19 protein-coding genes are annotated in these 25787 nt (G+C 38.2%); 7 read left to right on the forward strand and 12 right to left on the reverse strand.

The features are described from left to right. Positions 1-14: 14 nt before the first annotated feature. Together murG and F6K18_RS11715 are read left to right on the forward strand one after the other, a co-directional pair. Positions 15-1085 (forward strand): undecaprenyldiphospho-muramoylpentapeptide beta-N-acetylglucosaminyltransferase, encoded by a 1071-nt coding sequence (murG, locus tag F6K18_RS11710; protein WP_287520988.1) that lies wholly within the window; start codon positions 15-17, stop codon positions 1083-1085. Between the two features lie 674 nt (positions 1086-1759). Next, positions 1760-1921, forward strand: coding sequence for a hypothetical protein (locus tag F6K18_RS11715; protein WP_287520990.1), 162 nt, complete (start codon positions 1760-1762; stop codon positions 1919-1921). A 77-nt stretch (positions 1922-1998) separates the two neighbouring features. Here F6K18_RS11715 and F6K18_RS11720 read toward each other — a convergent pair whose 3' ends face one another. After that, entirely contained in the window at positions 1999-2241 is a 243-nt protein-coding gene (locus F6K18_RS11720) for a hypothetical protein (RefSeq protein ID WP_287520991.1), read from the reverse strand. Positions 2242-2890: 649 nt separating this feature from the next. Between F6K18_RS11720 and F6K18_RS11725 the strand changes: the two genes are divergently transcribed. Next, positions 2891-4990 carry a mechanosensitive ion channel domain-containing protein gene (locus tag F6K18_RS11725; protein ID WP_287520992.1) on the forward strand — a complete coding sequence of 700 codons (2100 nt, stop codon included), beginning with the start codon at positions 2891-2893 and terminating at the stop codon, positions 4988-4990. A gap of 1108 nt (positions 4991-6098) precedes the next feature. Here F6K18_RS11725 and F6K18_RS11730 read toward each other — a convergent pair. After that, positions 6099-7997 (reverse strand): S9 family peptidase, encoded by a 1899-nt coding sequence (locus F6K18_RS11730; RefSeq protein WP_287520993.1) that lies wholly within the window; start codon positions 7995-7997, stop codon positions 6099-6101. A 510-nt stretch (positions 7998-8507) separates the two neighbouring features. Between F6K18_RS11730 and F6K18_RS11735 the strand changes: the two genes are divergently transcribed. Then, positions 8508-9173, forward strand: coding sequence for a class I SAM-dependent methyltransferase (locus tag F6K18_RS11735; protein WP_287520994.1), 666 nt, complete (start codon positions 8508-8510; stop codon positions 9171-9173). A gap of 95 nt (positions 9174-9268) precedes the next feature. On the opposite strand, the gene F6K18_RS11740 is transcribed toward F6K18_RS11735, so the two are convergent. The 3 genes from F6K18_RS11740 to F6K18_RS11750 all read right to left on the reverse strand — a co-directional run bounded on the left by F6K18_RS11740 (position 9269) and on the right by F6K18_RS11750 (position 11306). After that, complete coding sequence (locus F6K18_RS11740) at positions 9269-9898, reverse strand: hypothetical protein (RefSeq protein ID WP_287520995.1); 630 nt, start codon at positions 9896-9898, stop codon at positions 9269-9271. A 112-nt stretch (positions 9899-10010) separates the two neighbouring features. Then, complete coding sequence (locus F6K18_RS11745) at positions 10011-10553, reverse strand: EF-hand domain-containing protein (RefSeq protein ID WP_287520996.1); 543 nt, start codon at positions 10551-10553, stop codon at positions 10011-10013. A gap of 210 nt (positions 10554-10763) precedes the next feature. Next, a complete protein-coding gene (locus F6K18_RS11750; RefSeq protein ID WP_287520997.1) occupies positions 10764-11306 on the reverse strand; it encodes an EF-hand domain-containing protein in 543 nt (180 codons plus the stop codon). Positions 11307-11893: 587 nt separating this feature from the next. On the opposite strand from F6K18_RS11750, the gene F6K18_RS11755 reads away from it, so the two are divergent. Beyond that, complete coding sequence (locus F6K18_RS11755) at positions 11894-13231, forward strand: FAD-binding oxidoreductase (protein ID WP_375341318.1); 1338 nt, start codon at positions 11894-11896, stop codon at positions 13229-13231. 396 nt (positions 13232-13627) lie between these two features. Here the strand turns inward: F6K18_RS11755 and F6K18_RS11760 are convergent, their stop codons facing one another. The 5 genes from F6K18_RS11760 to F6K18_RS11780 form a co-directional block, all read right to left on the reverse strand. Further along, the gene (locus F6K18_RS11760) at positions 13628-13861 is read right to left on the reverse strand and encodes a nuclear transport factor 2 family protein (RefSeq protein WP_287520999.1); all 234 of its coding nucleotides are present in this window, start codon (positions 13859-13861) and stop codon (positions 13628-13630) included. A 715-nt stretch (positions 13862-14576) separates the two neighbouring features. Continuing rightward, on the reverse strand, positions 14577-17669 hold the full coding sequence (locus tag F6K18_RS11765) for a TIM-barrel domain-containing protein (protein WP_287521000.1): 3093 nt from the start codon (positions 17667-17669) through the stop codon (positions 14577-14579). A gap of 7 nt (positions 17670-17676) precedes the next feature. Beyond that, positions 17677-18027: a hypothetical protein gene (locus F6K18_RS11770; protein WP_287521001.1), complete on the reverse strand. Its 351-nt coding sequence runs from the start codon at positions 18025-18027 to the stop codon at positions 17677-17679. Positions 18028-18042: 15 nt separating this feature from the next. Then, complete coding sequence (locus tag F6K18_RS11775; protein ID WP_287521002.1) at positions 18043-18405, reverse strand: hypothetical protein; 363 nt, start codon at positions 18403-18405, stop codon at positions 18043-18045. A 711-nt stretch (positions 18406-19116) separates the two neighbouring features. Further along, positions 19117-21072 (reverse strand): CHRD domain-containing protein, encoded by a 1956-nt coding sequence (locus tag F6K18_RS11780; RefSeq protein WP_287521003.1) that lies wholly within the window; start codon positions 21070-21072, stop codon positions 19117-19119. A 568-nt stretch (positions 21073-21640) separates the two neighbouring features. Here F6K18_RS11780 and F6K18_RS11785 point away from each other — a divergent pair. Further along, positions 21641-23044 (forward strand): (Fe-S)-binding protein, encoded by a 1404-nt coding sequence (locus F6K18_RS11785; protein WP_287521004.1) that lies wholly within the window; start codon positions 21641-21643, stop codon positions 23042-23044. Positions 23045-23210: 166 nt separating this feature from the next. Further along, positions 23211-23432 (forward strand): hypothetical protein, encoded by a 222-nt coding sequence (locus tag F6K18_RS11790; protein ID WP_287521005.1) that lies wholly within the window; start codon positions 23211-23213, stop codon positions 23430-23432. A gap of 79 nt (positions 23433-23511) precedes the next feature. Here the strand turns inward: F6K18_RS11790 and F6K18_RS11795 are convergent, their stop codons facing one another. Next, positions 23512-23982: a hypothetical protein gene (locus tag F6K18_RS11795; protein WP_287521006.1), complete on the reverse strand. Its 471-nt coding sequence runs from the start codon at positions 23980-23982 to the stop codon at positions 23512-23514. 479 nt (positions 23983-24461) lie between these two features. Then, a complete protein-coding gene (locus tag F6K18_RS11800; protein WP_287521007.1) occupies positions 24462-25727 on the reverse strand; it encodes a serine protease in 1266 nt (421 codons plus the stop codon). Between the last annotated feature and the right edge of the window lie 60 nt (positions 25728-25787).

A 25787-nucleotide genomic window follows, 5' to 3' on the forward strand; every position in this document is an offset into this window, starting at 1 on the left:
GGAGTAAAGAAACCTTGACCAATACACCAATTAAATTGTTAATCGCGGCCAGTGGTACTGGCGGACATTTATTTCCAGCGATCGCCACTGCTAAGGAATTAAAGGATTATCAGATCGAATGGTTAGGAGTACCTAATCGTTTAGAAACTAAGTTAGTCCCATCCCAGTATCCTCTCCATACTATATCAGTTGAAGGTTTTCAGCAGAAATTGGGCCTGGGGACTTTAAAAATTTTGAGTGGACTTATTGGCTCTATTCTAAAGGTAAGACATATACTTAAGCAGGGAAACTTTCAAGGATTGTTTACCACTGGCGGTTATATTGCTGCTCCGGCCATTATTGCTGCTCGTTCCTTGGGTTTACCAGTTATTCTCCATGAGTCTAATGTTTTGCCTGGGAAGGTGACGCGCTGGTTTAGTCGTTTATGTAATGTAGTGGCAGTGGGTTTTGAGGAAGGAGCAAAATATCTCCCTAATGGCAAGACGGTTTATGTAGGTACTCCTGTCAGAGAGCAATTTTTGTCTCCCCAAGTGTTAGATATACCTATTCCAGATAATGTCCCTGTGATTGCAGTTGTTGGGGGTTCTCAAGGAGCAGTTTCGGTTAACCAATTAGTGAGAGAATGTGTTCCTGCATGGGTTGATGCTGGTGCTTGGATTATTCACCAAACTGGGGAAAATGACCGAGATGCTTTTAGTGTAGAACATCCCCAATATTTTCCTATGACATTTTATAATAATATGGCTGGTTTATTTCAGCGGGCAAATTTAGTGATTAGTAGAGCAGGGGCGGGTACTTTAACAGAGTTAGCAGTTACTCATACACCTTCTATTTTAATTCCTTATCCTTATGCTGCTGATAATCATCAAGTTTATAATGCTAATGTATTTGCTAATCAGGAAGCAGCAATAGTTTTTCCTCAAACAGAATTAACTTCTGAAAAACTTAAAACAGTAGTTTTGGAGTTATTAAATTCACCAGAAAAACTGGAAAAAATGAATCAGGGTTCGGAAAAATTAGCAGTAAATGATAGTGCTAAAAGATTAGCAAATTTAGTCGATAAATTATTGAATAATTACTCATAATTTAGTTTGAGTAAAACATCATCAAATAGATCGAAAAATTTTGCTTCGTGAATGGGCTTAAAATATTCTTTCCACTGCTGTTTTTTTCCCGATCTGATATGCTTATTGTTTGAAACCCGTCCAGAAAAAAACTTTTTCTTTAGGCTATTCTGAATAGACTAGGAATAATTCTTTCCTTGAACCATAGAAACTGAAAAAAATCTCTGAATAAAGTTAGGTTAGTATCTGGAATTAAATCCTCATATTTTCTCTCTATAAAGTCAGGATTATCATAATTCTAACACTTGATATCTTCAATTACATTCCTAGTTGCATTCTCCATTTCAAATATCAATTGATCATCACAGGATGAATAATAATTTAGTTTTTCCTGGTAATATCATGTCCGGCTAATTAGTGATAAAAAACTTTCTCCTTCAACTCCAGTTCTTCTTCTTCCTTCTTCTTTCTTCCCTCCTGACTCCTGACTCCTGACTCCTGAGGACTCCGTCTTTATTTATTTATAACTGTTCAACCGGACATGATATAAGTCAATCCACAAAAATCTTTTCTGTTAATATGTAACCATTTTTCTGATGATTTTGTATGATAGAAACAAGTAGAAACAATTACATCTCTTGGGTCTCTGATAATATGTAATCCTTTGTAATTAGAAAGTATGTCAAAATCCAACTTTGAATGATCGTCAAGAAAAATATCAAAGTTCGGCGTTGCTGAATAGCGTGTATGATATTAATCGCGCATTACTTAGGAGTCAACCCACCCCTAACCCCTCCCAGGAGGGAAGTCAGAATTCACGAGTCAGGAGGGAAGAAAGAAGAAGAAACCCCGAGTAGAAGGAGAAAGTTTTTTGGTCGCGTAAGCGGAATAGAGTTCTATTGCGCTCTGATCCGGACAAATGTCATACCTATTTTCACCAATGCCCAAAGTTCTTAGATGAACCCCTAAGAGCTGCCTTATTTTTCTCCCGGCAAAATTTTAAGTCATAATCAGAACCAATAGCACTGAATATAGTTAACATCCAAACAGTACCTGTTTTGTGGTGAGTTCCAGTCAAAACTTTATTATCTAAAATTTCTCCAAACGATAAACCCTTACGAATAACTCCTAGGGATTTACGAATAGTAGCTCTAGTTTGCTTGAGTAATAATTTCATTTTTCCTCATTACTTTAAAGTTCATGATATTATCTTTTCTGTGGCGGGTTTAATACTCCACCGTCAACGGTGGTGCTTAAAATTGTTTGGGGTTATAAGACACGGAGTGGTGTGTCGAAGACTATCCATAAGCAATTTTTTCTTATGCCTTCTGCGTTGTTCAAATAATAATTATAGCATTCAGAGAACTTAGCCAAAAGCTATATATGATAGTAAGTTCCAACTATAATCTCTTGCAAAAGTTGTTTTGATATGAAATACATTAATGTTTGATATCAATAATTAGTAAGGGAGATAAGGAGAGTATTAAATAACATAATTTTTAGTATTTCATATTAAAATTAAAAAATTAGTAAGTCCTAATAAAAAAACTTACAGCGGTTTTCATTTCAGTAGACCACAGTAGGGGCGTTAACGATAGTTATGCGCCAGCAAATGGCCATTTGCTAACGCAAAGCTGCCGCTAACGCCCCTACACGATTTTTGTTGTGATGATGTGGTTCAGAGATCGGCAAAAGCGCTGTAAATCTGCTAGAACAAAATTTAGCAGTAATAGAAAGTACCAATAAGTTAACAAATTTAGTGCGTCAATTTTTCCACAGCAAATCAGTCGATAATTAAATGTTCATTGAGGTTTTAAAAGGTTGCTATGTGGTATGAATATTTATGGCTAAAGTTGAGAAAAGTAGCAAGATGTGAACGAACAAATTGCTCTCTAGCAACAAAGAATAGTTTGATTTTTCCACTAAGGATAAAAATAGCTCAAAGACAAGTTATTCAAATATTAATAATTGCTTTTTTACTACCTTTATTATTTTTCATAGTACCAGCTTGGGGGCAATCTACTGCTACTAATAATAATTTCAAAACAGCTCCAGTAGTACTTAATGGTAAAACCTTATTTCAAGTATCAGGTAATGATGATAAAAATTTGACAGCTACTAAACGAGCTGAAATCATCAGTTCAACATTAGAAAATATCTTAAGCTCAGGTGAATCTATAGAGGTAGATATAGACCAGAAAAATGAAGAAACAATTCTGCGTGTTAATCGTAATGATCTACTCACAGTAACTGCGACAGATGTCAAAGGAAGAATGAGGAGAGAAGAGCAAGCAATAATCTGGAAATATGAAATTGAAAAAGCTTTGGAATCAGCTCAAGAATTACCTCAAGAATCAGCTCAAAAATTAGCTCAAAAATTAGCTCAAGAAGAACCTCAGCCACGTGATATTTTCCAAGTATTAATCATCAGTATTATTCTAATTTCAACTGCTTTGGCTCTAGAGTTATCTTATCGTTTTTTTGAATTCAAAATTAGCAATTTATTTGAGGAAAGATATCCTCAATTTGCAAATTATTTGCCTACACTTTTGCCATTAACTGGAATTGCTTTTAGAGTCATAGTCTGGATAGTAGTTACCCTCTATCTCACCGAGAGAATACCATTTCTTCTCCCCTATCGTAATGATGTATTAAAATTTTTAAAAAAGAGCTTTACTTCTCCTATTCTTAATCTAGGTAGCAAATATTTTTCCATTTTAGACATAATATTTTTAGTCGGATTAATCATTGCAATGTGGAAAGGAGTCGGGTATTTTATTAAAATCTTCAGAACTAAAATTATTGGATTAACAGGAGCAGAGCAGAGCGTTCAAGATACAATTAGTTTCTTAGTTCAATATAGCTTAATTTTCTTAGGTATACTCATTATTCTGCAACTTTGGGAGGTAGATGTTAGTTCTTTAGCAATTATTGCTAGTGTCCTTGGTGTAGGTATCGGTTTTGGTCTACAGAATATTGCTAACAATTTTATGAGTGGCATTATTCTAATTTTTGAGCGGCCTATTCAAGTGGGTGATTTTATTCAAGTTGGAAATTTAGAAGGTATTGTTAAACGGATTGGTTTACGCAGCACTTACATTACTACTTTAGACAAGATTTCTTTAATTGTTCCTAACTCTCGTTTTCTAGAAAATGAAGTTTTAAATTGGAGTCATAATAATCCGATTTCTCGGGTAAAAGTTCCCATAGGAGTTGCCTATGGTTCTGAAATTAGGTTAGTTAGAAAAGCTATTTTAGAAGTAGCTAAAAGTCATCCCGAAGTATTATTACATCCATCACCGCAACTATGGTTTCAAGAATTTGGTGATAGTTCTCTAAACTTTGATTTGCTTGTTTGGATTAGAGAACCTCAGAAAAAAAGTAAGCTCAAAAGTGAACTAAATTACCGTATTGAAGTAAGTCTAAGAAAATATGGAATTGAAATTCCTTTTCCTCAGCGAGATTTGCATTTAAAATCTCCAGAAATAGAGCAAATGATTCAGACTTGGATTCAGAAAAATACTACCCAATCTGTAGAACTTTATTATCCTGATAGTTTTGTACATAAACTGGAAAGAAAAATTTCTGATTTAGAGCTAGATGAAGAGGATAATTTAACTGTATCAACCATCAATAATATCGACAGTGAAATTCTTAATAATATAGATATAGATACCTTGATTCAGGAAATGCGTGGTTCTCATGGAGTAGCAATAAAAGACCGCCGACATCGGTGGGGTATTTACCCAAAATGTTTTGTTGGTTCTGAGGCAGTAAAATGGTTAATGAGGACTCAAAATTTGAATTTACAAGAAGCAATTTCGATTGGTCAATTATTAATTGATCGTGGGTTAATTCATCATGTCTTAGATAGACATGGTTTTAAAAATGAATATCTTTTTTATAGTTTTTATGAAGAAGAATAGTTAATCAGGAGTCAGGAGTCAACCCACCCCTCGCCCCTCCCCCTCCCAGGAGGGGAAGTCAGGAGTCAGGAGGGAAGAAGAGGAGAAGAAAGAAGGAAGAAGGAAGAAGGCTTTAGTTATCTAGCACAGAAGGAAAAATCTGGTGTTGTCTGAGTTTTAAACTTTTGGGTAGTGGTGCATTGTCCGGCAATGTTTGTTACCAGAGACGGCAGTGGGAGCATCTTGCTCCCGTGCCAGGTATTCCTTTTGCTTCCGTACCTGGTATTTTTTTGCTGTATACCATTACGCTCCGCAGGACTACCAAAGAAAGAGGATGTATTTATACCAATTTGATAAATGTTTGCTACAAATAGTTAGGCTATTTCTTAGGAGTCAGGAGTCAGGAGTCAGGAGTCGTATGGGAATTCCTTCAATACCAGTTTTTAGGTCGTAAATTCTCTTTTTCGTCAAAGAGAAATTTCCTGCAAAATCTTTTGATCGCACTTATTATTCGTAACATTCTTTTTTCAAATTGGTATTACAGCAGTTTCCGAAGTTATAGCACTGTGCGCAGGCAACAGGCAACAGCGGTGCGACCCCGCGACGACGCCAGTCGCAAGGGAATGCGCACCAAGAGAGGCAACAGGCAACAGCTCCGGAAGGGGGAATAAAAAACCGATAATATAAGGCTTTTAGCTATTGGACACCTCTTGTAATTTGTAAATAGGGTTTGCGCTCATAAAGTCTGTTGGTGGGGGTAGGAGACAGGAGACAGGAGACAACCCACCCCTAACCCCTCCCAGGAGGGGAAGACAGGAGAAATGGGGATGAGCGAGGAGGTAGTAGTAAAAATTGTCCCTTTATTTTTCTGCCATAATCATCCCAAAATACTAGCATGCATGAGCTTTTTAGACCGAAAAGCTTGCACTTTTTAAAGACAAAAAAAGGCAGCAAACCAATATCAGTCAATGCTTTGATATTTAATCAGCAAGCCCTAAATATGCCAGCGCACATTGCTATATGAGGTGCACCCATCGCGGGCAAGATGCCCGCACTACAAACGTTAAATTGTTAATCTCTGTACCTCTTATCCAAGGAATTTGCTCCCCTACTCCCCTATTCCCCCGCTCTAACGAACTACACCAGAGTGACCTTCTATATTCCCTACTGGTTCAAATATTCCACCCAGATATTTTGCTAAAAATTCCTCGGCGATCGCGTAAAAATGTAAACGATTTTCTGGACGGGCAAAACCATGTCCTTCATCTGTATATAGTACATATTCGATCGGTTTACCCGCGTCTTCCATTGCCTTAACAATTTGCGTACTTTCTGACTCTTTCACCCGTGGGTCATTTGCTCCTTGACCTATTAACAGAGGTTTCTCAATTTTATCTACAAAAAACAGAGGCGATCGCGACTTCAAAAACTCTGCTTCAGTTTCCAAATTTCCCACACGATGGAAAAAGACTTTCTTCAAAGGTTCCCAATAAGGAGGGATAGTTTGCATTAAAGTGATCAAGTTACTCGGTCCGACAATATCCACGCCAGCAGCAAACACTTCCGGGGTGAAAGTCAACCCTACCAATGTTGCATAACCACCATAAGAACCACCCATGATAGCAATTTTATCCTTGTCGGCAATACCCTTTTCAACTAACCAGTTAACTCCATCAATTAGATCGTCGTGCATTTTCGCTGCCCATTCCCGGTTACCAGCATTGAGAAAATCTTTACCGTAACCAGTCGAACCCCGGAAATTAATTTGCAATACAACATAACCTCGGTTAGCTAACCACTGAGTTTCCGCTCTATAACCCCAGGTATCTCGCGCCCATGGTCCCCCATGAACTAAAAGCACTGCTGAAGTTGGAGTAGAAACTCCCACAGGTTTAGTTAAGTACCCATGAATAGTTAGACCATCCCTAGCATTGTAGGAAATGGGTTCCATAGGAGCCAACTCTAAATCTTCTAGTTGTGGTTGGTCCGTAAACAAAAACGTTGTTGTTTTGGCAGTGCGATCGTAAGCATAAAAATAAACTGGTCCGTCATCGGTGAAATAAGCTACTAACCAGTTGAGATCGTTGATAGTGCGATCTATGATGTGAAACTCCCCTTTGCGAAATGCTTTCATGAATTCAAAATCTGCAACAATACTATCGTCTAAAATTTGCCATTCTAATTTTTCTTTGTAGAAACCTACTGCTTCAATGGTACGATTACTAGGATGAGTTATGATACCACCAATGTCATATTGGGGGTCTTCAGCAATTACTTTTTCTTCGCGAGTAACAAGGTTGAGAGCAAGTAAACGTATAGCATTAGCATCATGGTTAGCTGATATATATAGAATTTTGCCATCATTGGAGAAGAAACTCGGGCCTCCATCTTCATCTGGTCCCCAGTGACGGATAGTTTCCCAAGGTTTTTCTGTGGTTTCGCGATACAGTAAATCCGAACCTCCATCCTCTGTGATAGTTGCTGCAGCCAGGATTTGAAATTTGGCATCAGCAGTCCAAGCAACAATATTACCTGGGTTATGGGTGTCAAATTCTACTGCACCATTATTGAGGTTGATACGGTAAACATCGAAAGTTTGGGGATTTTTCAGGTTCAGACCCACTAATATTTGGTCGGGGAAATTATGGTCTAAATCTATTACTTCTGCTTTGACTCCCTGGAATGGGGTGAGGTCGCGCACCATATTTGATTGAATATTGACTTGATAGAGATGATAGTTTTCGTCTCCATCAGCATCTTGAAGATATATCAGTTGGTCTTCGTTGTAAGTCCAAACATAGATACCAATGCCCCGTTTTTTGTCGGCGGTAACTTGGCGATCGTCTTCTTTACCTATTGTTCGTACCCATATTTGCAAGACATTTTTTTCATCTGGAGCAATATATGCCAGATATTTACCATCGGGGGAAAGTTTGGGACTGGTACGTTCGGGGTTGCCAAACAAAATTTCACGGGGAATAAGGGGAGGAAGTTTGGTTGTAATTTTTTCTGTAGTTGTTGTGGTCATATTTTAGTTGAATATTTGATTTACTGAAGTTGCATAGCAGGGAACAGGGAACAGGGAACAGGGAACAAATTGAAAAACATTTCTCTGTCTAAAGATCGGCGTTGCTGATTCTGGGTATGATTTTGCCCCCCTAACCCCCCAAGTTTGGGGGGAATAAAACTCTAAAAGTCCCCCAGTTTTGGGGGATTTAGGGGGCTTGAACAGAACCAAACAATCGCGCATTCATAAGATCGGCGTTGCTGATTCTGGGTATAATTTTGCCCCCCTAACCCACCAATTTTGGGGGGAATAAAACTCTAAAAGTCCCCCAATTTTGGGGGATTTAGGGGGCTTGAACAGAACCAAACAATCGCGCATTCATACTTCAATTCAGCAACGCCTAAAGATTATTATCAGTCTCTGTCCTAACCGCTCTAACTATTGCTATATATATTTTATTCTATAGCCTACTTTACAATTCGTAATATTCGGATAAAATAATTATGTAGTGTAAACCCACCTTGACTATTTATGTTACTACAAGCTAATCAACGCACAAAGTTAGACGACTCTGACGATCGCCTGTTTTATTCTTACCCTAGGTTTGTTACTCATGTGGATGAAGGGTTTATTGACCAGTTGACAAATTTATATCGCGATCGCTTGAAACCTCATACTCGGATTTTGGATATGATGAGTAGTTGGGTTTCTCACTTACCACAGGATATGGAATTTGCTCATGTTGAAGGACATGGTATGAATGAGGAGGAGTTGGCTAAAAATCGTCAATTAAATCATCATTTTATCCAAGATTTAAACAAGGATTTAAAATTACCTTTTCCTGACAAAGATTTTGATGCTGTTGTTAATTGTGTTTCTATTCAATATTTGCAATATCCTGATGCTATATTTTATGAAATTTATCGAATCTTGAAACCTGGTGGCATAGCAATTATTAGCTTTTCTAATCGGATGTTTTATCAAAAGGCTATTAGTGCTTGGCGAGATGGTTCAGAAACCTCAAGAGTAGAGTTAGTTAAGCGTTATTTTGACAGTGTAAAAAATGCTAATGGGGTTCCAGGATTTAGTCAAGTAGAGGTAATTTATCAGAAGTCAAATGTACCTAGTTTTTTACAGATGTTAGGTTTAGGAGGAGGCGACCCTTTTTATGCTGTAATTGCTTATCGTCAGGTTTAATATTAGGTGATAAGTTTTAGGGAGTAGTTAGTAAGTTAAATAAGTATTTTTCATCGGTAAAAATCAATTTTTTTGACTTATATTTTCTTTACTATCTAACTCCTATACTCTAATTTTTTTTCTTTTTTTGCTAACAAAATATTAAACTCAGAAATCATTTTACTTATATAAGGGCGATCGTAACCATTAATATAGTAAAGATAAACTTCCTCTGGGTCATCAGGGTAATAGCGAAATGGTATTTCATGTCTTGTCAATCCAAATTTATTAACATATAGTTTTCCTGGATTCGGAAAAAAACCTGTTGTCAACAAGTAACCACCGTTTTCTAATAAAATTTGAAATAAAAGTTTTAATAAAAATAAAACTGCTACTGACCGTCTATACTGCTTGGCAAATACAAACCTTGTCGATTCTATTGCCAGATCGTCTTCTCTGATAAAATCCAATAATTCGTGATAGCATTCTAACTCGAACTTCCCATTCAATCTCCTACAAATTCTCTGACTCCCTACTAAAGTATTTTCCTGAAAAACACCTAACCAAGTAGCGACAGTATCGTAGTTATCCCATAAAACCTTTCCTCCTTGTGGCAGGTATTTGATCTGCAAACCACTTGGATTATCTGGTTTAATTTCCCATTGTTGTTCTTTAACTAGAACTTCATAAGCTAGTTTTTTAGCTTCAATTATCTCTTGTTCATTAGTTAAAATTCTAGCTTCCATTATTTGATTTTCCTTCAGCTTTATACCTAGTCTTTATGGATATCTACTATAGAAAAATTCCCCCATTCGGGATTATCTAATGAGGGAATGGTAGTAGGATTAATCTCTTAAATTAGTAAGGACCAAAAAATAAATTTCCGGGGGCATCGGGGTCATCGCTCCCATGAAATTGCCGTACCAATTCCACGAATTCATCTTTAGTTATACCGCCGTCACCGTTTAAGTCTAACTTGGGAAAAGTTTCCACAGCTAAATCTGTAGAAAGTCGCCATATCTGAAAAATAGTTTTGTATTCTTCCAAACTAATAATCCCATTTCCATTCAGATCTAATAACTCGAACATCTCATTCGCAAGGTCAATATTTGTTTGGTACATATCTGAATTATTGATACGACGATCGCCATGTTCAAGCCATTCTGCTAACTCGACTTTACCATTATTATTTTTATCTGCATCCTTTCGCAAATGTTCCCAGTCTTCTATAAACTTTCCATGGAGTTTATCGTATTCAGGGGTTCCTTGAGTTAAATTACGAGCTTTAGCAACATTCTGGAATATTGCCTCAAAATCCTCTTTTTCTACTACACCATTTCCATCGGCATCATAGACTTGAAACAGGCGTGTCCATTTTTTTGTTTGTAATTCGGTGAGCATATTTTTGTTTCTTATGGTAAGAATAAATTGCACGCCAATGGTATACATAAAATGATTGGCGTGTCAAGAAATAAAATTCTGGCTTCTATAATCTCATTTCTTTTCAGTTTTCTGTTGAATGAATGTTGAATGAATATTTATCGAGATTAACTAGAAAAATTTTTTCTATTGGCAGTTACCTTATGGAGAATTACTAATTAATTTCCCTATTTAGTAATAAGCAAAAAATAAGTTTCCCGGAGCATAAGGGTCATCACTACCATGAAATTCCCGTACTAATTTCAAGAATTCGTTTTTAGTGATACTGCCATCACCATTTAGGTCTAACTTAAGAAAAATTTCTACAGCTAAATCTTCCGGTATTCGCCAACTCCAATAAAAAGTTTTGTACTCCTCCACCCCAATAACCCCATTTCCATCAATATCCAATAACTCGAAAATTTGATTTGCTATCTCAACAAGTATTTGGTATATATTGGGACTATTGATGCGACGCTCAAAATGTTGTAGCCATTCTGCTAGCTCAATTTTACCGTTGCCATTTTGATCAGCATCCTTTTGCAAATATTCCCAGTCTTCCATAAACTTTGCATAGAGTTGCTGGTATTGTGGCATGTCCTGAGTTAAATTACGCGCTCTAGCAAGATTCTGAAATATGGCTTCAAAATCGTCTTTTTCTACTGTACCATTTTGATCGGCATCATAGACTTGAAACAAGCGCGTCCATTTTCTTTTTTGCAGTGTGGTAAGCATATTTTTTTCCTCCTATTCTCCTCCAGTCAAAGTAGACTAAAATTTTTTTATTCCTAATTTATTAACTTAATACATCATTTTCAGCTTGACGCACCAGTAGGGTGCTGTTAGCGATAGCGTAACGCACCAGCAACATCAAAAATGGTGCGTTACGCTCCACTTTGTTTCGCTTTTTCCTATCGGAATGCTCCGCAAACATGTTGCGCAGCAAAACGCACCCTACTGGACTGACTACTTCTGAATAATAATGCTATATTTGATTACCATCTCCCTATATCCCTACCTTTCTACCTCCTCATTACAAAGATATATAGCAAACTTTTTGAAATTTGGTATTACTATGAGGTTCATTTTTTTATATTAGGACTTACGTAGTAGAACGTATTTCCGTCATTGCAACCTACAGGGAAGCAATCTCAAAGGCTACTTTTTCGTGCCTTGTGCGTAAGTCCTGTATATAAATGACTATCATAAAACGATCAAAAAGTCAATCAAATAAATGCAACAAATATGTGATAAAAAGAAAAGGGAATGATTTTAAATCCCTAACTGTAAAAAAATCATTTGACTAATACCATTCATAATTAATCATAGTGATTTCCCAAGAAAATACATTTAACATACAAGAATTAGAAACTATTGTCGGCAAAGACAATATTAGTTTGTGGCAAGATATAGACCAAACAAAAAAACAACAAATATCACAGGCGATCGCTCCCGACACTACCATCAACTGCATCGTCTATCCAGAAACTCAAGCACAACTTTCTACCATAGTTACTTGCTGTGCTCAAAATAATTGGGCAATATTACCTTGTGGTAACGGTAGCAAAGTTCATTGGGGAGGGTTAATGAAAGTAGACCCAACTAATCACAAACAGGGAATAATAGTTATTACTAGCGATCGCCTCAACCGTCTCATCGAACACGCGGTGGGAGACTTAACTGTTACCGTGGAAGCAGGGATGAAATATGCAGAATTACAGGAAACCTTAGCAAAAACAGGTCAATTTCTCGCTATCGACCCTGCTTATCCAGAAACTGCTACTATTGGCGGTATCATTGCTACTGCTGATACAGGTTCCCTACGTCAACGCTACCGGGGTGTACGAGATATGCTACTGGGTATAAGTTTTGTGCGTTCAGATGGAAAAGTTGCGAAAGCGGGAGGACGGGTAGTTAAAAATGTGGCAGGTTACGACCTAATGAAATTATTTACAGGTTCTTATGGCACATTAGGTATCATTAGTCAAGTCACTCTGAGAGTTTATCCTCAACAACAAGCATCCGGTACTGTTGTTTTAGTAGGAGCAAAAAATAACATTGCCAAAGCAACTCAAACTTTATTATCTTCAGCATTAACACCCGTTGCTATTGACTTACTTTCAACTAAATTAGTAGAGCAATTAGATTTAGGTAAAGGTGTGGGATTAATGGTTAGATTTCAAAGCATAATAGAGAGTGTTGAAGAGCAATCTAATCAATTATTAAAAGTGGGAGATAGTTTAGGTTTACATTCCACCCGTTACCATGATGATAAAGCAGAATTATGGCAAAAATTAAAACAACAAATCTGGCATTCTCAGCAAAATGAAATTATCTGTAAAATAGGAGTTATACCTACGGAAGCTGTAGAAACTTTAGAGCGATCGGCAGTAGAAACAGGTTTCGGATTAATTCATGCAGGTAGTGGTTTGGGAGAATTAAAATTTAATTCTGTTACTCCCGAAACTCTTCTAGAATTACGGCGTTGGTGTGAATCTAAAGGTGGATTTCTCACAGTTTTAGCAGCACCATTAGATATTAAAGAAAAACTAGATGTTTGGGGTTATAATCAGAATGGTGTTGAGATAATGCGCAGAATCAAACAACAATTTGACCCGCAGAATATTCTTAATTCCCATTCTTTTGTTGGTGGGATTTAATTGTTGAAGAAGGCAGGAGGCAGAAGGCAGGAGGCAGAAGGCAAAATTGTATGAAGCAGGAACAGGGAACGGGCAAGATGCCTATTCCACAAAACTATTAACCTACATTTCGCATTTTTGCAACGCCAAATCTGGGAAGTTCAGTTATCAAAATAATTGGGTCGCGCAACCTTTTAAGGCGAAATATTTTTGGAGCGAAGCTCAAATCTCCGTTACAAAAATAACTAACTTCTGAATTCTGAATTCTGAATTCTGACTTCATTCAACTACTGAGTATTTTTCATACAGTAGAGAAGCAATAGTTTGGTATGTAACTATCCCATTTTGAACAACCATGCTATCTGTTCCAAAATAGGCATTGCCAGCTTCTGCTTCAGGTTTAAAGTTCCAAGTAAATTAGACAACTTCTCCTTCAATTACTACAGGAGCGATTGTATTATCGCCACTGTCAAATAGCTTAAAAAGATTGTCAAAAACATTGCGTATTTCTTCAATACCTCTTTTGACAGTACTGTTGAGAATCATTATGGAGTCTTCTGTATAGTGAACCATAATGGCATCTAGATCCCGTGCATCCCACGCCTGAATGTGTTCTTCCCATACCTTTTTAGTTTCATCTACTGTAGTCATAATCAAACTCTTGTTAAGAAAGGTAAGTTGAAATAATTCTGCGAACTTGTAGGAAAGTTACCGAATAATTAATTATTAATTATTAATTATTAATTATTAAATAATTCTGGTTTAAAGCCGACCCTTTTAAGGGGAAAAAGCGGTCGTTAGCGTAGCTTCCCGAAGGGTGGGATGGCGATCTTCGGAGCGGCTCTGATAAGAGCAGTCTCCTCGCCATACCCAATCGACCAAGAGAAAAGTGCTAGGATATTTCCTGATCTTCAATTCCGTAACGGTTTTAACCTTCTGATAATTATCAATTATCCATTATCAATTATCAATTAATGAAATGGAATTTCCGTTCTACTAAACTTACCCAAACTTACCCATGAATGATAACCTCCGGTTAAGCGTAAGCTATAGCATAAGCTTTGGAGCTAGCTTCCTGCTTCTATGAGAATCACCGACCGCAGTCTGTAACCTTCTTCTCTCCACAGGCTTAAATTCGCTTGGAACTCAAGCTACTGATACACATAGTTTTTCAAGTTGATAGCAGCATTAAAATCTCTATCAACTTGAAAACCCTACTACAAACTATCGCTTATTATCCGGACATCATCTTAATTGATAGGGCGAATACCATTCGCCCCTACAACGGGGAGGACAAATACCATTCGCCCCTACAACCGAGAGACTCTACATATAACCAGGGCGAATACCATATCGCCCCTACAGCTTACACATATTCTGCCTGGATCGAAATTGAGGCAGAATAATCAAACACCTTAATGAAACTGATGTTGATATTATCGTTATAATACCAAGCATTGCTGTCAGCATTTTGCAGATGATAACTGCGTTCTTCTGAACTATTACCTACGATCGCTTCCAGATATTGACCATTAATAGTAATACCCTTCAACGGACCAGTAGCATCCCGCTGCTCGCTTGGATCGTGCAATACTGCCACGAAGAAATACTTCTCGAAAGGAGGCGTATACCCGTCGTGGACGCGCTCCACTTTAATTTCCCGCATCTTTTCGCTAGTATAGCTGTGGGTAATCTTAGTCTCGCGATATTCGTCGTTGGCGTTGGGATCGTCCACATCTGCTTTGGGAGCAGAAGAACGGCTCACCCCGTCGTCCAAATACATACTGTATTCCCCTTGCTCCCCTGGATAGATATTCAGGGTAATAGGATTAGGCTTACCTTCTGCATTCAACTGTCCCACATATTGTTCCACTTCGATAGTCGGAATAATTGCCCCTGCCCGGACATAGATCGGAACAATAAAGTGAATGTGATCGCCATTGACATTGATGTTGGCATCAAAATCTCGTACCGTTGTGCCACCTTCTGTCGCAGGACCAAGAGGCATAACGTTGTCCACAAAGCAATACCAGTTGCTACCTTTGGGCAGATAGACATCCCGCCGACCATTGTTGTTGTCTTCATATTGAGGGCGCAACACTGGAGCAATGAGCAGATCTTTGCGGACAAAGAATTCGTTGTTTAGGAATTCGTCTTTATCATTGTAGAGGGATTGGTCTTGGGGATCGTTGAGGAATAAAGGACGACAGATAGGCATCCCATCCAGGGTGTTCTCAAACAAGGCATCATAGAACAACTGCATCAGTCGGTAGCGCAATGTAATGTAATGCCGACAAATGTCGGGAACCATGCGGTACAAGTCTTGGGGTTCTGGGATATTGCCACCCTTATAGTTATTAAACCACTCTACATACTGGAAGGGTTCTTGGAACTCTTTGCGCCCTTTACGAACGTAGTGATTGCGGAACCAGGGTAAGAAAGCCCCTGCACCAGTCCACCGGATCAGCAGTTCTGGATTCGCCCACTTGCCACTATCATAAGCTGCCTCTTCAAAGCCGCCGATATCTTGACCCGTGACTGCCAAGGCGTGCATACCTAGAGACAGGACTTGGGAAATATTCATCTGGAGGAAATCCCAGTCCGAAGAGTTATCCCCAGTCCACAACCCTGCATATCGGTGAGAACCAACATAGCTACCCCGTCCGATGATAAAGTTACGCGTGTTCTCCCGTCCTGGCAGTTTATTGAGTCCTTCGTAGGTGGCTTTGTGCAGATTGTAGGAGTACAAGTTCCAGACATTGAGGGCTGGCTTCAACTCCACTTTTCCTTCAAAGTCGCTGTTCACAAGCAGTTTGAAGGGTAAGCCCTTCATATCCCCACGGTTTTGGCGGATCGCCGGGGTGGTCATATCCTGCCAGACAAATTCTAGCCCCTGATCGAACAGATATGTATATTGCTTGCCCCACCATTCACGGACTTCTGGACGGGCGAAATCTGAGTAGTGGCCAGGGCTTCCCATCGGTTGGCCATTAGCATCTGGTCCGTAGTACACTTCACCGATGTAAGGTTGGCCACTGTTGTAACTGTCACCTTCAACCCAGCCATTATTGGGACAGCCTACTGTACCAGGACCATAGAGACCCCACAGTTGGTAGTATTTGCTGTCGGGATTGTCCGCATCGTACCGCTGGTCTGTGATAAAGTAGCCTTTCTCTAATCCCTCTTTGTAGGTTGAGTAGTAACCTGGGTCTTTTTTATCTTGGCTACTGATAACGGGGGTGATGTTGGTGCTGCACTTGACACCTTGCGACCGCAACCAACTGAACATCTCCTTATGACTGCCGAAGGTTTGCTCGTAGGGCGCGTTCTTATTCGTTTGGTAATCGGGCTTGATGGTGAAAGTCCGGTAGTTTTCTTGGATGTCCACATCTACCGCCAGACCATCAAGGGGAATTTGATACTGCCGATATTTTTCCACAGCCCACTTGAGGTCGGCCGCACATTCGTACCCATAGCAACCTTGGTGATATCCCAGGGCGTAACGTGGTTTCAACTCGGCGCGACCCACAATTGCGGTAAAGCTATCCAAGATGTTCTTCGGGTCTTCTCCCAAGAACACATAGTAGTCAAGGTCCCCAAAGCGGGTGCCTAACATATAGCGACCGGAGTTGCTATAGCCAATATCGATGAATACTTGAGAGGGGTTGTCCAGGAGAACGGCATTGACGTTCTTGCTACCGGGAATGCCATTGAACTCGTAAAAGAACGGCTCTGAGTGGTAAAGAGGCTCGCGGTTATCTAAAGGTCCGCGATTGTAGACCTGTCGATACCGCATATTATCGAAGTTGAAATAATTCAACTGGTCACAATTTTTGCTGAGTTTGGTTCCCCCCTGTTCGCCAAACCCAATATATTTGGCATTGGCAGGCTTCTTCGCCGCTTGGATGATGGCATAATCCTCTGGGTTATTGGGGTCTAGTGAATGGGGAGTGTAGTAAATTGGCGTGTCTGCGGTTTGCCAGACAGGGATTTCCGCATATTCCGAATTGAATTGGGAGTTGTTGAAGACTTTGATTCCGAAGGGAGCTAAGGTGACAACCACTTTGATCACGATGGAGTTAGATTCCGACTTCGTTGTCAAGACGATCTGGCCGTTGCCTTCTTGGCAATCTAGACCGAAGATATATTGTTGCCTGGTTTCCTTGTCCGCCTCGAAGTTGCGGTGTTCCAGCAAGTGACTGAAACTGCTGTATTCCGCCTCCGTTGATTTGGTTGGGTTAAAGCGCACCCGCAATGCATCGTTCTGAACCACCTCGATCAACATCAGGCAATCGCTGCCATTGGCCTTCTTGAATTTCAGGCTCAAAGTCTTTTTATCCCCATTGAAGGAATGACTTTCTACTGATCCCAGTTGATCCCATTCTTTGTAGCGGTCAAAATATTCTTCTACCGTGAGAAATTTATAAACGCGATCGCTGGGAAAAATTTCGTTGGACATAATTTGACTATTCTCCTTGGTTAGAATTTTTTTTTGGGTGATACTCTATAGCCATCCAGATACAGTCTGTATCTGAGTAATACTGGTGCCACGGATAGGTATATCGTTGGTTTTCGTGGACTTCACAGAAGGGAACTATCTGGGTGTATCCCTCTGTCATAATCAAATCTTCATAGAGAGTATCAAACTTTTTGACTTTGAAGTTTTGCATTCGTCCTTGTCCAAAGACTTGAGTATGAATCTCCAAAAAGTCATGTTGATTGTGGATAGCACAATCTGTATGAGAAGGAGCATACCATAGGTTGACCTTGACAGCAAATTTTTCTTGGTGACAAGGCTTTGTTGATTGCCTTGCCATAAAATATGGATCGACCTATATGATACCCGCTTCGTCTTGGGGAGACTTCCAAAGGGGTACATCTTTAGGAAAGTCTGAATCAGGGAAGTTGCCCAATAGATCCCATCCAGATTCAAAAACAATCTTACCAATGTTTTTTGTTTCTACAACCTCAAGCAAAAGTAGAGATTTTGCTTCTTTAATGACTGTATCATTGAGGATAGTTGATGAGAAAGCTGGAATAATGCTTAGATTAGTTTCATTGATGTAAGCATCTGACTCTTGAGGGTTGACCACAATAGTACGGTTATAAATGTGATAGTTTTCAACATTTTCCACATACTTCGCGTCTATGTACCCACCAGAAAAGTTAAGGTGTTTGATTTGGTTAGCTGTCATCAATTTTTAACTAATTTTTTTGGGGACGGATCTTTGTCACATGGAATTAAATCTAACAAACCGATCCTACTCACCGATCTATCTAAGTGTCAAGAGAATTTTGTTGATTTTAAGAAAAAATACAATCCAGATAATTTGTATTTTTTAATACAGTTTTTTTGATCAAAAAAAGATGAAAAATATAAAGCAAATATAAAATTTGATGCAGATGGGGTGATGGGGTGATGGGGTGATGGGGTGATGGGGTGATGGGGTGATGGCGAGATAGAAGCATTTTTCTACCTTTGTTTATATTTATGAATTTCTTGACTTGTGAAGATTAAGTTCTGAGGAAGGCAGCCAAAAACCCGTACCGCGTGCAAAGATATGATCGGAGCTTCTATAGATCCCAAATGGGTTCTATGATTGGGAGTGTGGGAAGTGTGGGGAGATGGGGGCAAATTTCAACTTTTTTCCCCTATTTTATTTCTCAATTTCCTGACTTCACCACCGACTGAGGACTGACTTCTTTGCCAAAAACCCATGCCTTTCCGAAGATACCAAATGGCTTCTATAGATGTGGTTTAGAATAGTATAGGAATTACACAGTACAACGTATTTTTGTCCGAAGCGAGCGACAGGGTTTGCGGAACATTCCGGGACGGAAAGCAATCTCAAACCCCTAGTTTTTTGTACCTCATGCGTAAGTCCTGATAGTAGTAAGATCAGATTCTATCTAACTTGAAAATCATTAGCTACTAAATCTGGACTGCCGTCTAATGTGGCAAATTGAGCGCCACTACCAAACCCATCTTCAGTACCGTTGGTATTATAATACAATGCTCCACTAGCAGAGTTGTAAACAATTTCAGCCTCAGCAGTCGCAGCATCACCTTCACTAGAAACAATCGCAAAATCATCTGTAGATAAACCAATACCAGGAGAACTATCTAGAGCAGTAAAGGTTCTCAAGTCAAGCAAAATTCTATCTTGCCCACTATTAAAATCATTAATTTGGTCTATACCTATATCTTGAGAATCAAACTCCTGGTTGGTGTTAAAAATAAATCGGTCTATACTAGCTCCACCATTTAATTCATCGTTTCCAGGGCCACCATTCAGGCGATCGCGACCAATACCTCCATTGAGAATATCATTACCGCCTCCACCAAGCAATATATCGAACCCAAGGCGACCTTCTAAAACATCATTACCATCCTGCCCTAATAGAGTATCGTTTCCATTAGCACCAATTAGATTGTCATTACCATCACCACCAACAAGGCGATCGTTGCCTGATCGCCCGTTTAATAAATCATCTCCGGCAAAACCAACAATTCTATCGTTACCAGTGCCTCCAAAAATATTATTGTCACGGTTATCCCCATTAAAAACCACATCTTCTTGAGGAATTACAGTATCCAAATCTTCTAAAATAACCTGTCCGCGCAACTCACCACTCGGATTATTTGCTGTGTGCAGATTAAGATAAACTTCTCCTGACTCTACTGCTGCAACTTCAGTTTCATCCAGAGTAAAACTACCAGAGAAGAAACCTGCACCAACACCATCAGTTTCAACCACAGTCAAGTTGCGTAAAATATCACCATTCTCACCAAGTCCACCCAAATGAAGGTGAACTGAACTTTGAGGGTTCCCCTCTGAGTCCTCGGAGGGTCCGACATTCAACAAATCACTTGATACAACAGAAAAATCACCGGATATATTGAGAGTATTGCCAGAGAGAACTGCATAAAAAGTTCCTGAACCGTCACTAGGTCCTACTGGATCGACTTCTTGAACGGTTGATATCGGTAAAAATGTTGCTAGATCATTTCCTGTTGGGTCTATTTCGTTGAGCAGAACTTGGGTGCGTAATTCTCCACTCTGATTATTTTCTGTATGGAGGTTGACGTACAAATTTCCAGACTCAGCAGCTACTATTTCATCGGGACTTAAAGTAAAATCACCAAAAAATCCACCCGATCCATCACCATTATCAATTACATCGAAGTTACGAATAATTCCACCATTAGAATTAGCTAATCCCTGATGCAGATGAATGGCGCTCTGAGGATTTCCTGCTGAGTCTTCATCTCCAACCGGAAATAAATCGCTTGATAAATCTGAAAAAGTTCCTTGTATTAATAGGTTATTACCAGTCAGAATGGCATTTACTATTCCTTCTGCGGGGGTATCTGCTACTGGTGGTACTTCAAAAGCTTCTGACATGGGCAACCCTAGACCAACTGTTGCTTCTAGATCGTCTAAAAGAACCTGTCCTCGTAGCTCTCCACTTTGATTATTCTCTGTGTGCAGATTTATATACAACTCGTCTGCTTCTGCTGCCTGTGTTTCTGTGTCTGTGAGAGTAAAAGCACCATGAAATATACCTGTAGTATCATCAAATTCTGATACAGTCAAGTTGCGAAGAATATCCCCATTTTGACCTGCTTCAGCCTGATGAACATGAATTGCGCTTTGAGGGTTTCCCTCTGAGTCTGCTGCTCCTACAGGAAATAAAGGGCTTGATAGTCCACCATAGAGTCCCTCTATTAGTAATGTATTTCCTGGTAAAAAAGCATTGAAACTTCCTAAAGCTGGACCATCTGCTATTGGGGGAACTTCTTGTAGTTCTGACATTGGCAAAGAAAGTCCCAAGAAGTTTTCAAATAAATAAGTAGTCATTATTAATCTCTGTAATTTTTCAGTATGGTTAATACTAAACTATAATAGTCATATTTATTTTAAATATAAAATTTTTTTGGTATATAATTCTTACTTTTTGCAAACAAATATGACAGCTTGTCCTATTTAGATAGTTATACTCATAAATTACATTATTTATAGGTAAATTCTCTACAACAAGTTGGTTTTATTAAATATTATTAAATGCTATAATAAAAATTTACAAGTGAGCTAGTAATTGCTCTCTACTATTGTCAGCATTTCCTGCGGAATGCTGCGCAAACAGCCATTAGCTGTCAGCTTTGGCGGAATTAGTAGTTTGAGGATTTGAGTAATATTGAGTTGTGAGCAAGTAGTTAATTTATTTGGGACTTTTAATTATGTTAAATCTTTCAACTCTGATTCCTCCTTCAAGGGCAATTAAGTTAATAGCTGATGGCTGAAAGCTGACACCTGTTTGCGCAGCATTCCGTAGGAAATGCTTACTTACTATTTATTGATTGACAAAAAGATTGATGTATAGCACGATCGGTTAAAGTTAGTATCAACAAATATTTGAATATAAGATATGCAGATAAAAGACATAAACACCGAAAATAATCGAGAAATTCCTGCTAAAGAAAGCAACTTTTTACAGCAAAATCCACATTTAAAATCTTTAACAGATAACCCTAGTTTTGACTCTCAAAAACCTCCATCACCAGAATTAATTGATGCTTGCGTTCATTGTGGATTTTGTTTGTCAACTTGTCCGAGTTATAGGGTAATTGGTAAAGAAATGGATTCTCCCAGGGGCAGAATTTATGCTATGGATGCTATTAACAAAGGAGAAATACCGCTCAATAAAACTACCTCTGAACATTTTGATACTTGCTTAGGTTGTCTTGCCTGTGTAACTACTTGCCCATCTAATGTTAAATATGACAAATTAATCGCTGCAACTCGTCCGCAAGTAGAACGAAATATTAAGCGTTCATTACCTGATAAATTTATTCGCAATCTCATCTTTAATATTTTCCCATATCCTCAGAGATTACGACCATTACTCATCCCTCTATTAGCGTATCAAAAATTAGGATTCCAGAAATTTATTCGTGCTACTGAACTGCTGAAAAAAATCTCCCCCAGATTAGCAGCAATGGAATCTATTTTACCGGAAATTACTGCTGATTCTTTCCAGGATAATTATCCTACTGTTATCCCTGCTCAAGGAGAAAAACGTTATCGAGTCGGTTTGATTTTAGGTTGTGTACAAAGAATATTTTTCTCACCAGTTAATGAGGCAACAATTAGAGTTTTAACTGCTAATGGTTGCGAAGTTTTGATTCCTAAAAGTCAAGGTTGTTGTGCTGCTTTGCCAGAACATCAAGGGCAAACAAAACAAGCTCATACTTTGGCAAAACAAATGATAGATAGTTTTGCCAATACTGGTGTTGATGCAGTTATTATTAATGCTGCAGGTTGCGGTCATACTCTGAAAGAATACGGCAATATTCTCCAAGATGATGCTGAATATTCTGACAAAGCAAAAGAATTTTCTAGTAATGTTAAAGACGTGCAAGAATTTTTAGCAAATGTAGAATTAACAGCTAAACTTTCTCCTTTAACTGAAGAGGAAGAATTGACTATAGTTTATCAAGATGCTTGTCATTTATTACACGGTCAAAAAATTAGTTTGCAACCCAGAGAACTATTACAAAAAATTCCTGGAGTGAAGTTGCGCGAACCAATAGATGCTTCTTTGTGTTGTGGTAGTGCTGGAGTTTATAATATGTTGCAACCGGAAATAGCTGATGAGTTGGGGCAACAAAAAGTAGAAAATTTGTTGAATACAGGTGCAGAATTAATTGCTTCTGCTAATCCTGGATGTTCTTTGCAGATTAAAAAGCATTTAGAATTGCAAGGAAAGAAAATGATTTTAATGCATCCAATAGAGTTATTAGATTATTCAATTCGAGGAGTTAAGCTATAGAAAAAGTAGTAGATGCTTCCCATTGATAAGTAGTAGATGCTTCCCATTGATAAGTTATAGCAATGCGTGCTTGCATATTTACACATTGTTTGTTGTACACCTTTTCTAGATGCACTTATAGCTCTTAGTTGTAAATACCTGAGTGCGCAGTGCTATAATTTAAAACATGGAGAGCGGTCGCTCTGTTTTTTTTCACACAAATATTAACGACATGACTGCCCATTGCAAAGCAAAGCAAAGCAAAATTGTAGTAGCTTCAAGAATATTTATTGATACAAATGATGATATTCAGCTTTCTACTTTAAAAGTTCTTGCATCAGACTGGCGATCATTTAAATGTACGGCGTTGCATAATTGCGGGATGATAATCACATTTGCACCCATCTGAAAATGTTGATAGGTTAAAACAAATTTTTTGACACATATCAAAATCATTCCATGATGATTTAACGCCAAATTTACAAATATTAACTTATCTGTACAAGCAAAATCAGCATCAGCATTATGCAATTGAATAGCAAAAAGCTATAAGCAAAAAAGTCTATATTAATTCCAAAATAAAATCGATCATTTGCACTAAATGTTTCCGTGACAAAAGAATAAGTTAATACCTTTTGATTATTGCTAACGAATAAATTGGTAATAGAATAATTATTAGTATTATTTACCTGAGAAGCAAATCCGAATTCTCCTGGGGATAAAAATCTGTTATCCAAATCAAAGTCAGCATTTGGACTTAGCGACAGGTCTAGAGTTAGCTCTGTAATATCTATTTCATCAGGATATTCATCAAAGTCAACCTGAAAAGAATTGTTTTGGCCCAAGAAAGAATTAGTTTCAACAATTTTCTTAGCTACAGCAGCTTCTACTATTCCTGTTGAGAAGGCGATAATGGCTGTTCCTACCGTAGTTAAAAATAGTTTTTTTGCAGTTATCATTCAAGTTTTCTGTTATTTCTATTTAACGGTTTGATCGATTACTAAGTACACCTAATAAATTAAGAATTGCAAATTGATCAAAGATTTGTCTAGAGGGTTAATGCCGTCTTTACCAAATCTTGATAATTTAAAACTGAATAAATACTGCTATAAAGAGCTGTACAGACCTTACTGTAAGTATTACAATAATTTGTTGATTATTTCTAATATATGAAGATTGTGTAAAGTGTTAATACTATAGCAGGGAACAGGGAAAAGTTGGAAAAACATTAAAATAATACTATACTTCCGATGCGACTTCAGTTATTAAGTAATGATAGTGGTTTAGTAATTTTTTGTAACGATTATCGGCATTAAACCAAGATATCTTATCTGTTTTCACCCTACTCCCTACTCTCAAGGAGATGTAGCAAGAATGCGTAAGATTTGGTATTATTATAATCTCAACCTATCTCAATTATTAGTGGTTTCTATATTACTCAATCTAACAATATACTCTCAGCACCACCAGAAGGTTCATCCCTAATCATATTCTCCAACTCAAACGTATACAGTTTATAAATATCATCAACAACATCATTAGGGTCATTAAACACATCCTCACTCGCGTCAAATTCTACTTGACCACTACTACTAGCAACTTCTAGATTTTTAATGTATGTGATACCAGCTTTTATAACTTCAGGTCTAGGTAACTCTCGTCTGAAAGTCAAATCAAAATCAAACTCTTTGAGCAAACTCTCAAAATAATTAACATTTTGCCCACTGCTATAACGCTTTTGCAACTTATTAAAATCAAGACTCTCACCACTCGAAACATTATCAGAATCAGATTCACCTCCTGCCTCAAGACTCCCGCCACATAAAGGTTTACTCTGACTACCTAACCCATGACTGCCAACTACACGACCATTACTATCAAACACAGGTCCCCCACTCATACCAGCAGCAGTTTCATCAGTATAAAAAATACTATAACCCAGATGCTCAGGAGCAGGGTTAATCTTTCCCCTAACTAAACCCCAAGCTAAACGGCGTTGTCTGCGAGCTACTCTGTTACGACATCTACCTGTCTGCGGGTCTTGCTCTCTTTCTGGGTCAGGCCAACCGGAAATATATACTCTATCGTTGATATTGACCTGTTTAGGATCTCCTAAAGGAGCAACTGTATAATTGTTTGTGCTTTTAAAGGTGACGATCGCTAAATCTACACCTCTTATTTGATCTGTACCAATGCTGCGTTCAACTATATCTGTACCTGCAATAAAGCGATCACGACAGCCAAATCTCACCAATACTGTTAATTTCGGATTGCCTTTTAGAGGACACCCCCGGTGGTCATTAACATCTTTAACAATATGAACTTTCCCATCATAGGTTCTAATTCCATAATAAGGAATACCTCCCAACTGCTGCCAATACTGCTTACTATCAAGGTGTCTTTGTATAAAATTATGAGCTACAGTTAAGACATAATATTTATTTCCTGTTTTAGCAATAATTACCCCTGAACCTGGATTCCAAATCCCTGATTTTTGTAATGGGTTATTACGATTTTCTTCTAAATCTTGTCGTAATTCAGGGGTTAGTGCAGGAGCAATTAATACAGTTGTTTGTCTAGCTATAGAATTAATTTCCTCTATTGAAAGTTCTGCCACAGTAGGAGTTGATGCTAGACAACTAAGGAAAATTCCACCGATAAAGATAGATAATTTTTGAGTTTTTTTTATGAAAAAATATAGCATTTGCCCCCCCTGCATCTATTACATAATTTTTTTCATTAAACCTACTTGATATTTTATGAT

The sequence above is a fragment of the Okeania sp. SIO2C2 genome (assembly GCF_010692625.1).
Lineage (GTDB): Bacteria > Cyanobacteriota > Cyanobacteriia > Cyanobacteriales > Microcoleaceae > Okeania > Okeania hirsuta.

Bases quoted from the DNA above. Each gene is read 5' to 3' on its own strand.
- F6K18_RS11760 (WP_287520999.1), bottom strand. From the start codon at position 13,861: ATGACTACAGTAGATGAAACTAAAAAGGTATGGGAAGAACACATTCAG.
- F6K18_RS11770 (WP_287521001.1), bottom strand. From the start codon at position 18,027: ATGGCAAGGCAATCAACAAAGCCTTGTCACCAAGAAAAATTTGCTGTC.
- F6K18_RS11780 (WP_287521003.1), bottom strand. From the start codon at position 21,072: ATGACTACTTATTTATTTGAAAACTTCTTGGGACTTTCTTTGCCAATG.
- F6K18_RS11795 (WP_287521006.1), bottom strand. From the start codon at position 23,982: ATGATAACTGCAAAAAAACTATTTTTAACTACGGTAGGAACAGCCATT.
- F6K18_RS11785 (WP_287521004.1), top strand. From the start codon at position 21,641: ATGCAGATAAAAGACATAAACACCGAAAATAATCGAGAAATTCCTGCT.
- F6K18_RS11775 (WP_287521002.1), bottom strand. From the start codon at position 18,405: ATGACAGCTAACCAAATCAAACACCTTAACTTTTCTGGTGGGTACATA.
- F6K18_RS11745 (WP_287520996.1), bottom strand. From the start codon at position 10,553: ATGCTCACCGAATTACAAACAAAAAAATGGACACGCCTGTTTCAAGTC.
- F6K18_RS11740 (WP_287520995.1), bottom strand. From the start codon at position 9,898: ATGGAAGCTAGAATTTTAACTAATGAACAAGAGATAATTGAAGCTAAA.
- F6K18_RS11730 (WP_287520993.1), bottom strand. From the start codon at position 7,997: ATGACCACAACAACTACAGAAAAAATTACAACCAAACTTCCTCCCCTT.
- F6K18_RS11725 (WP_287520992.1), top strand. From the start codon at position 2,891: ATGTGGTATGAATATTTATGGCTAAAGTTGAGAAAAGTAGCAAGATGT.
- F6K18_RS11790 (WP_287521005.1), top strand. From the start codon at position 23,211: ATGGAGAGCGGTCGCTCTGTTTTTTTTCACACAAATATTAACGACATG.
- F6K18_RS11735 (WP_287520994.1), top strand. From the start codon at position 8,508: ATGTTACTACAAGCTAATCAACGCACAAAGTTAGACGACTCTGACGAT.
- F6K18_RS11720 (WP_287520991.1), bottom strand. From the start codon at position 2,241: ATGAAATTATTACTCAAGCAAACTAGAGCTACTATTCGTAAATCCCTA.
- F6K18_RS11750 (WP_287520997.1), bottom strand. From the start codon at position 11,306: ATGCTTACCACACTGCAAAAAAGAAAATGGACGCGCTTGTTTCAAGTC.
- F6K18_RS11765 (WP_287521000.1), bottom strand. From the start codon at position 17,669: ATGTCCAACGAAATTTTTCCCAGCGATCGCGTTTATAAATTTCTCACG.
- F6K18_RS11800 (WP_287521007.1), bottom strand. From the start codon at position 25,727: ATGCTATATTTTTTCATAAAAAAAACTCAAAAATTATCTATCTTTATC.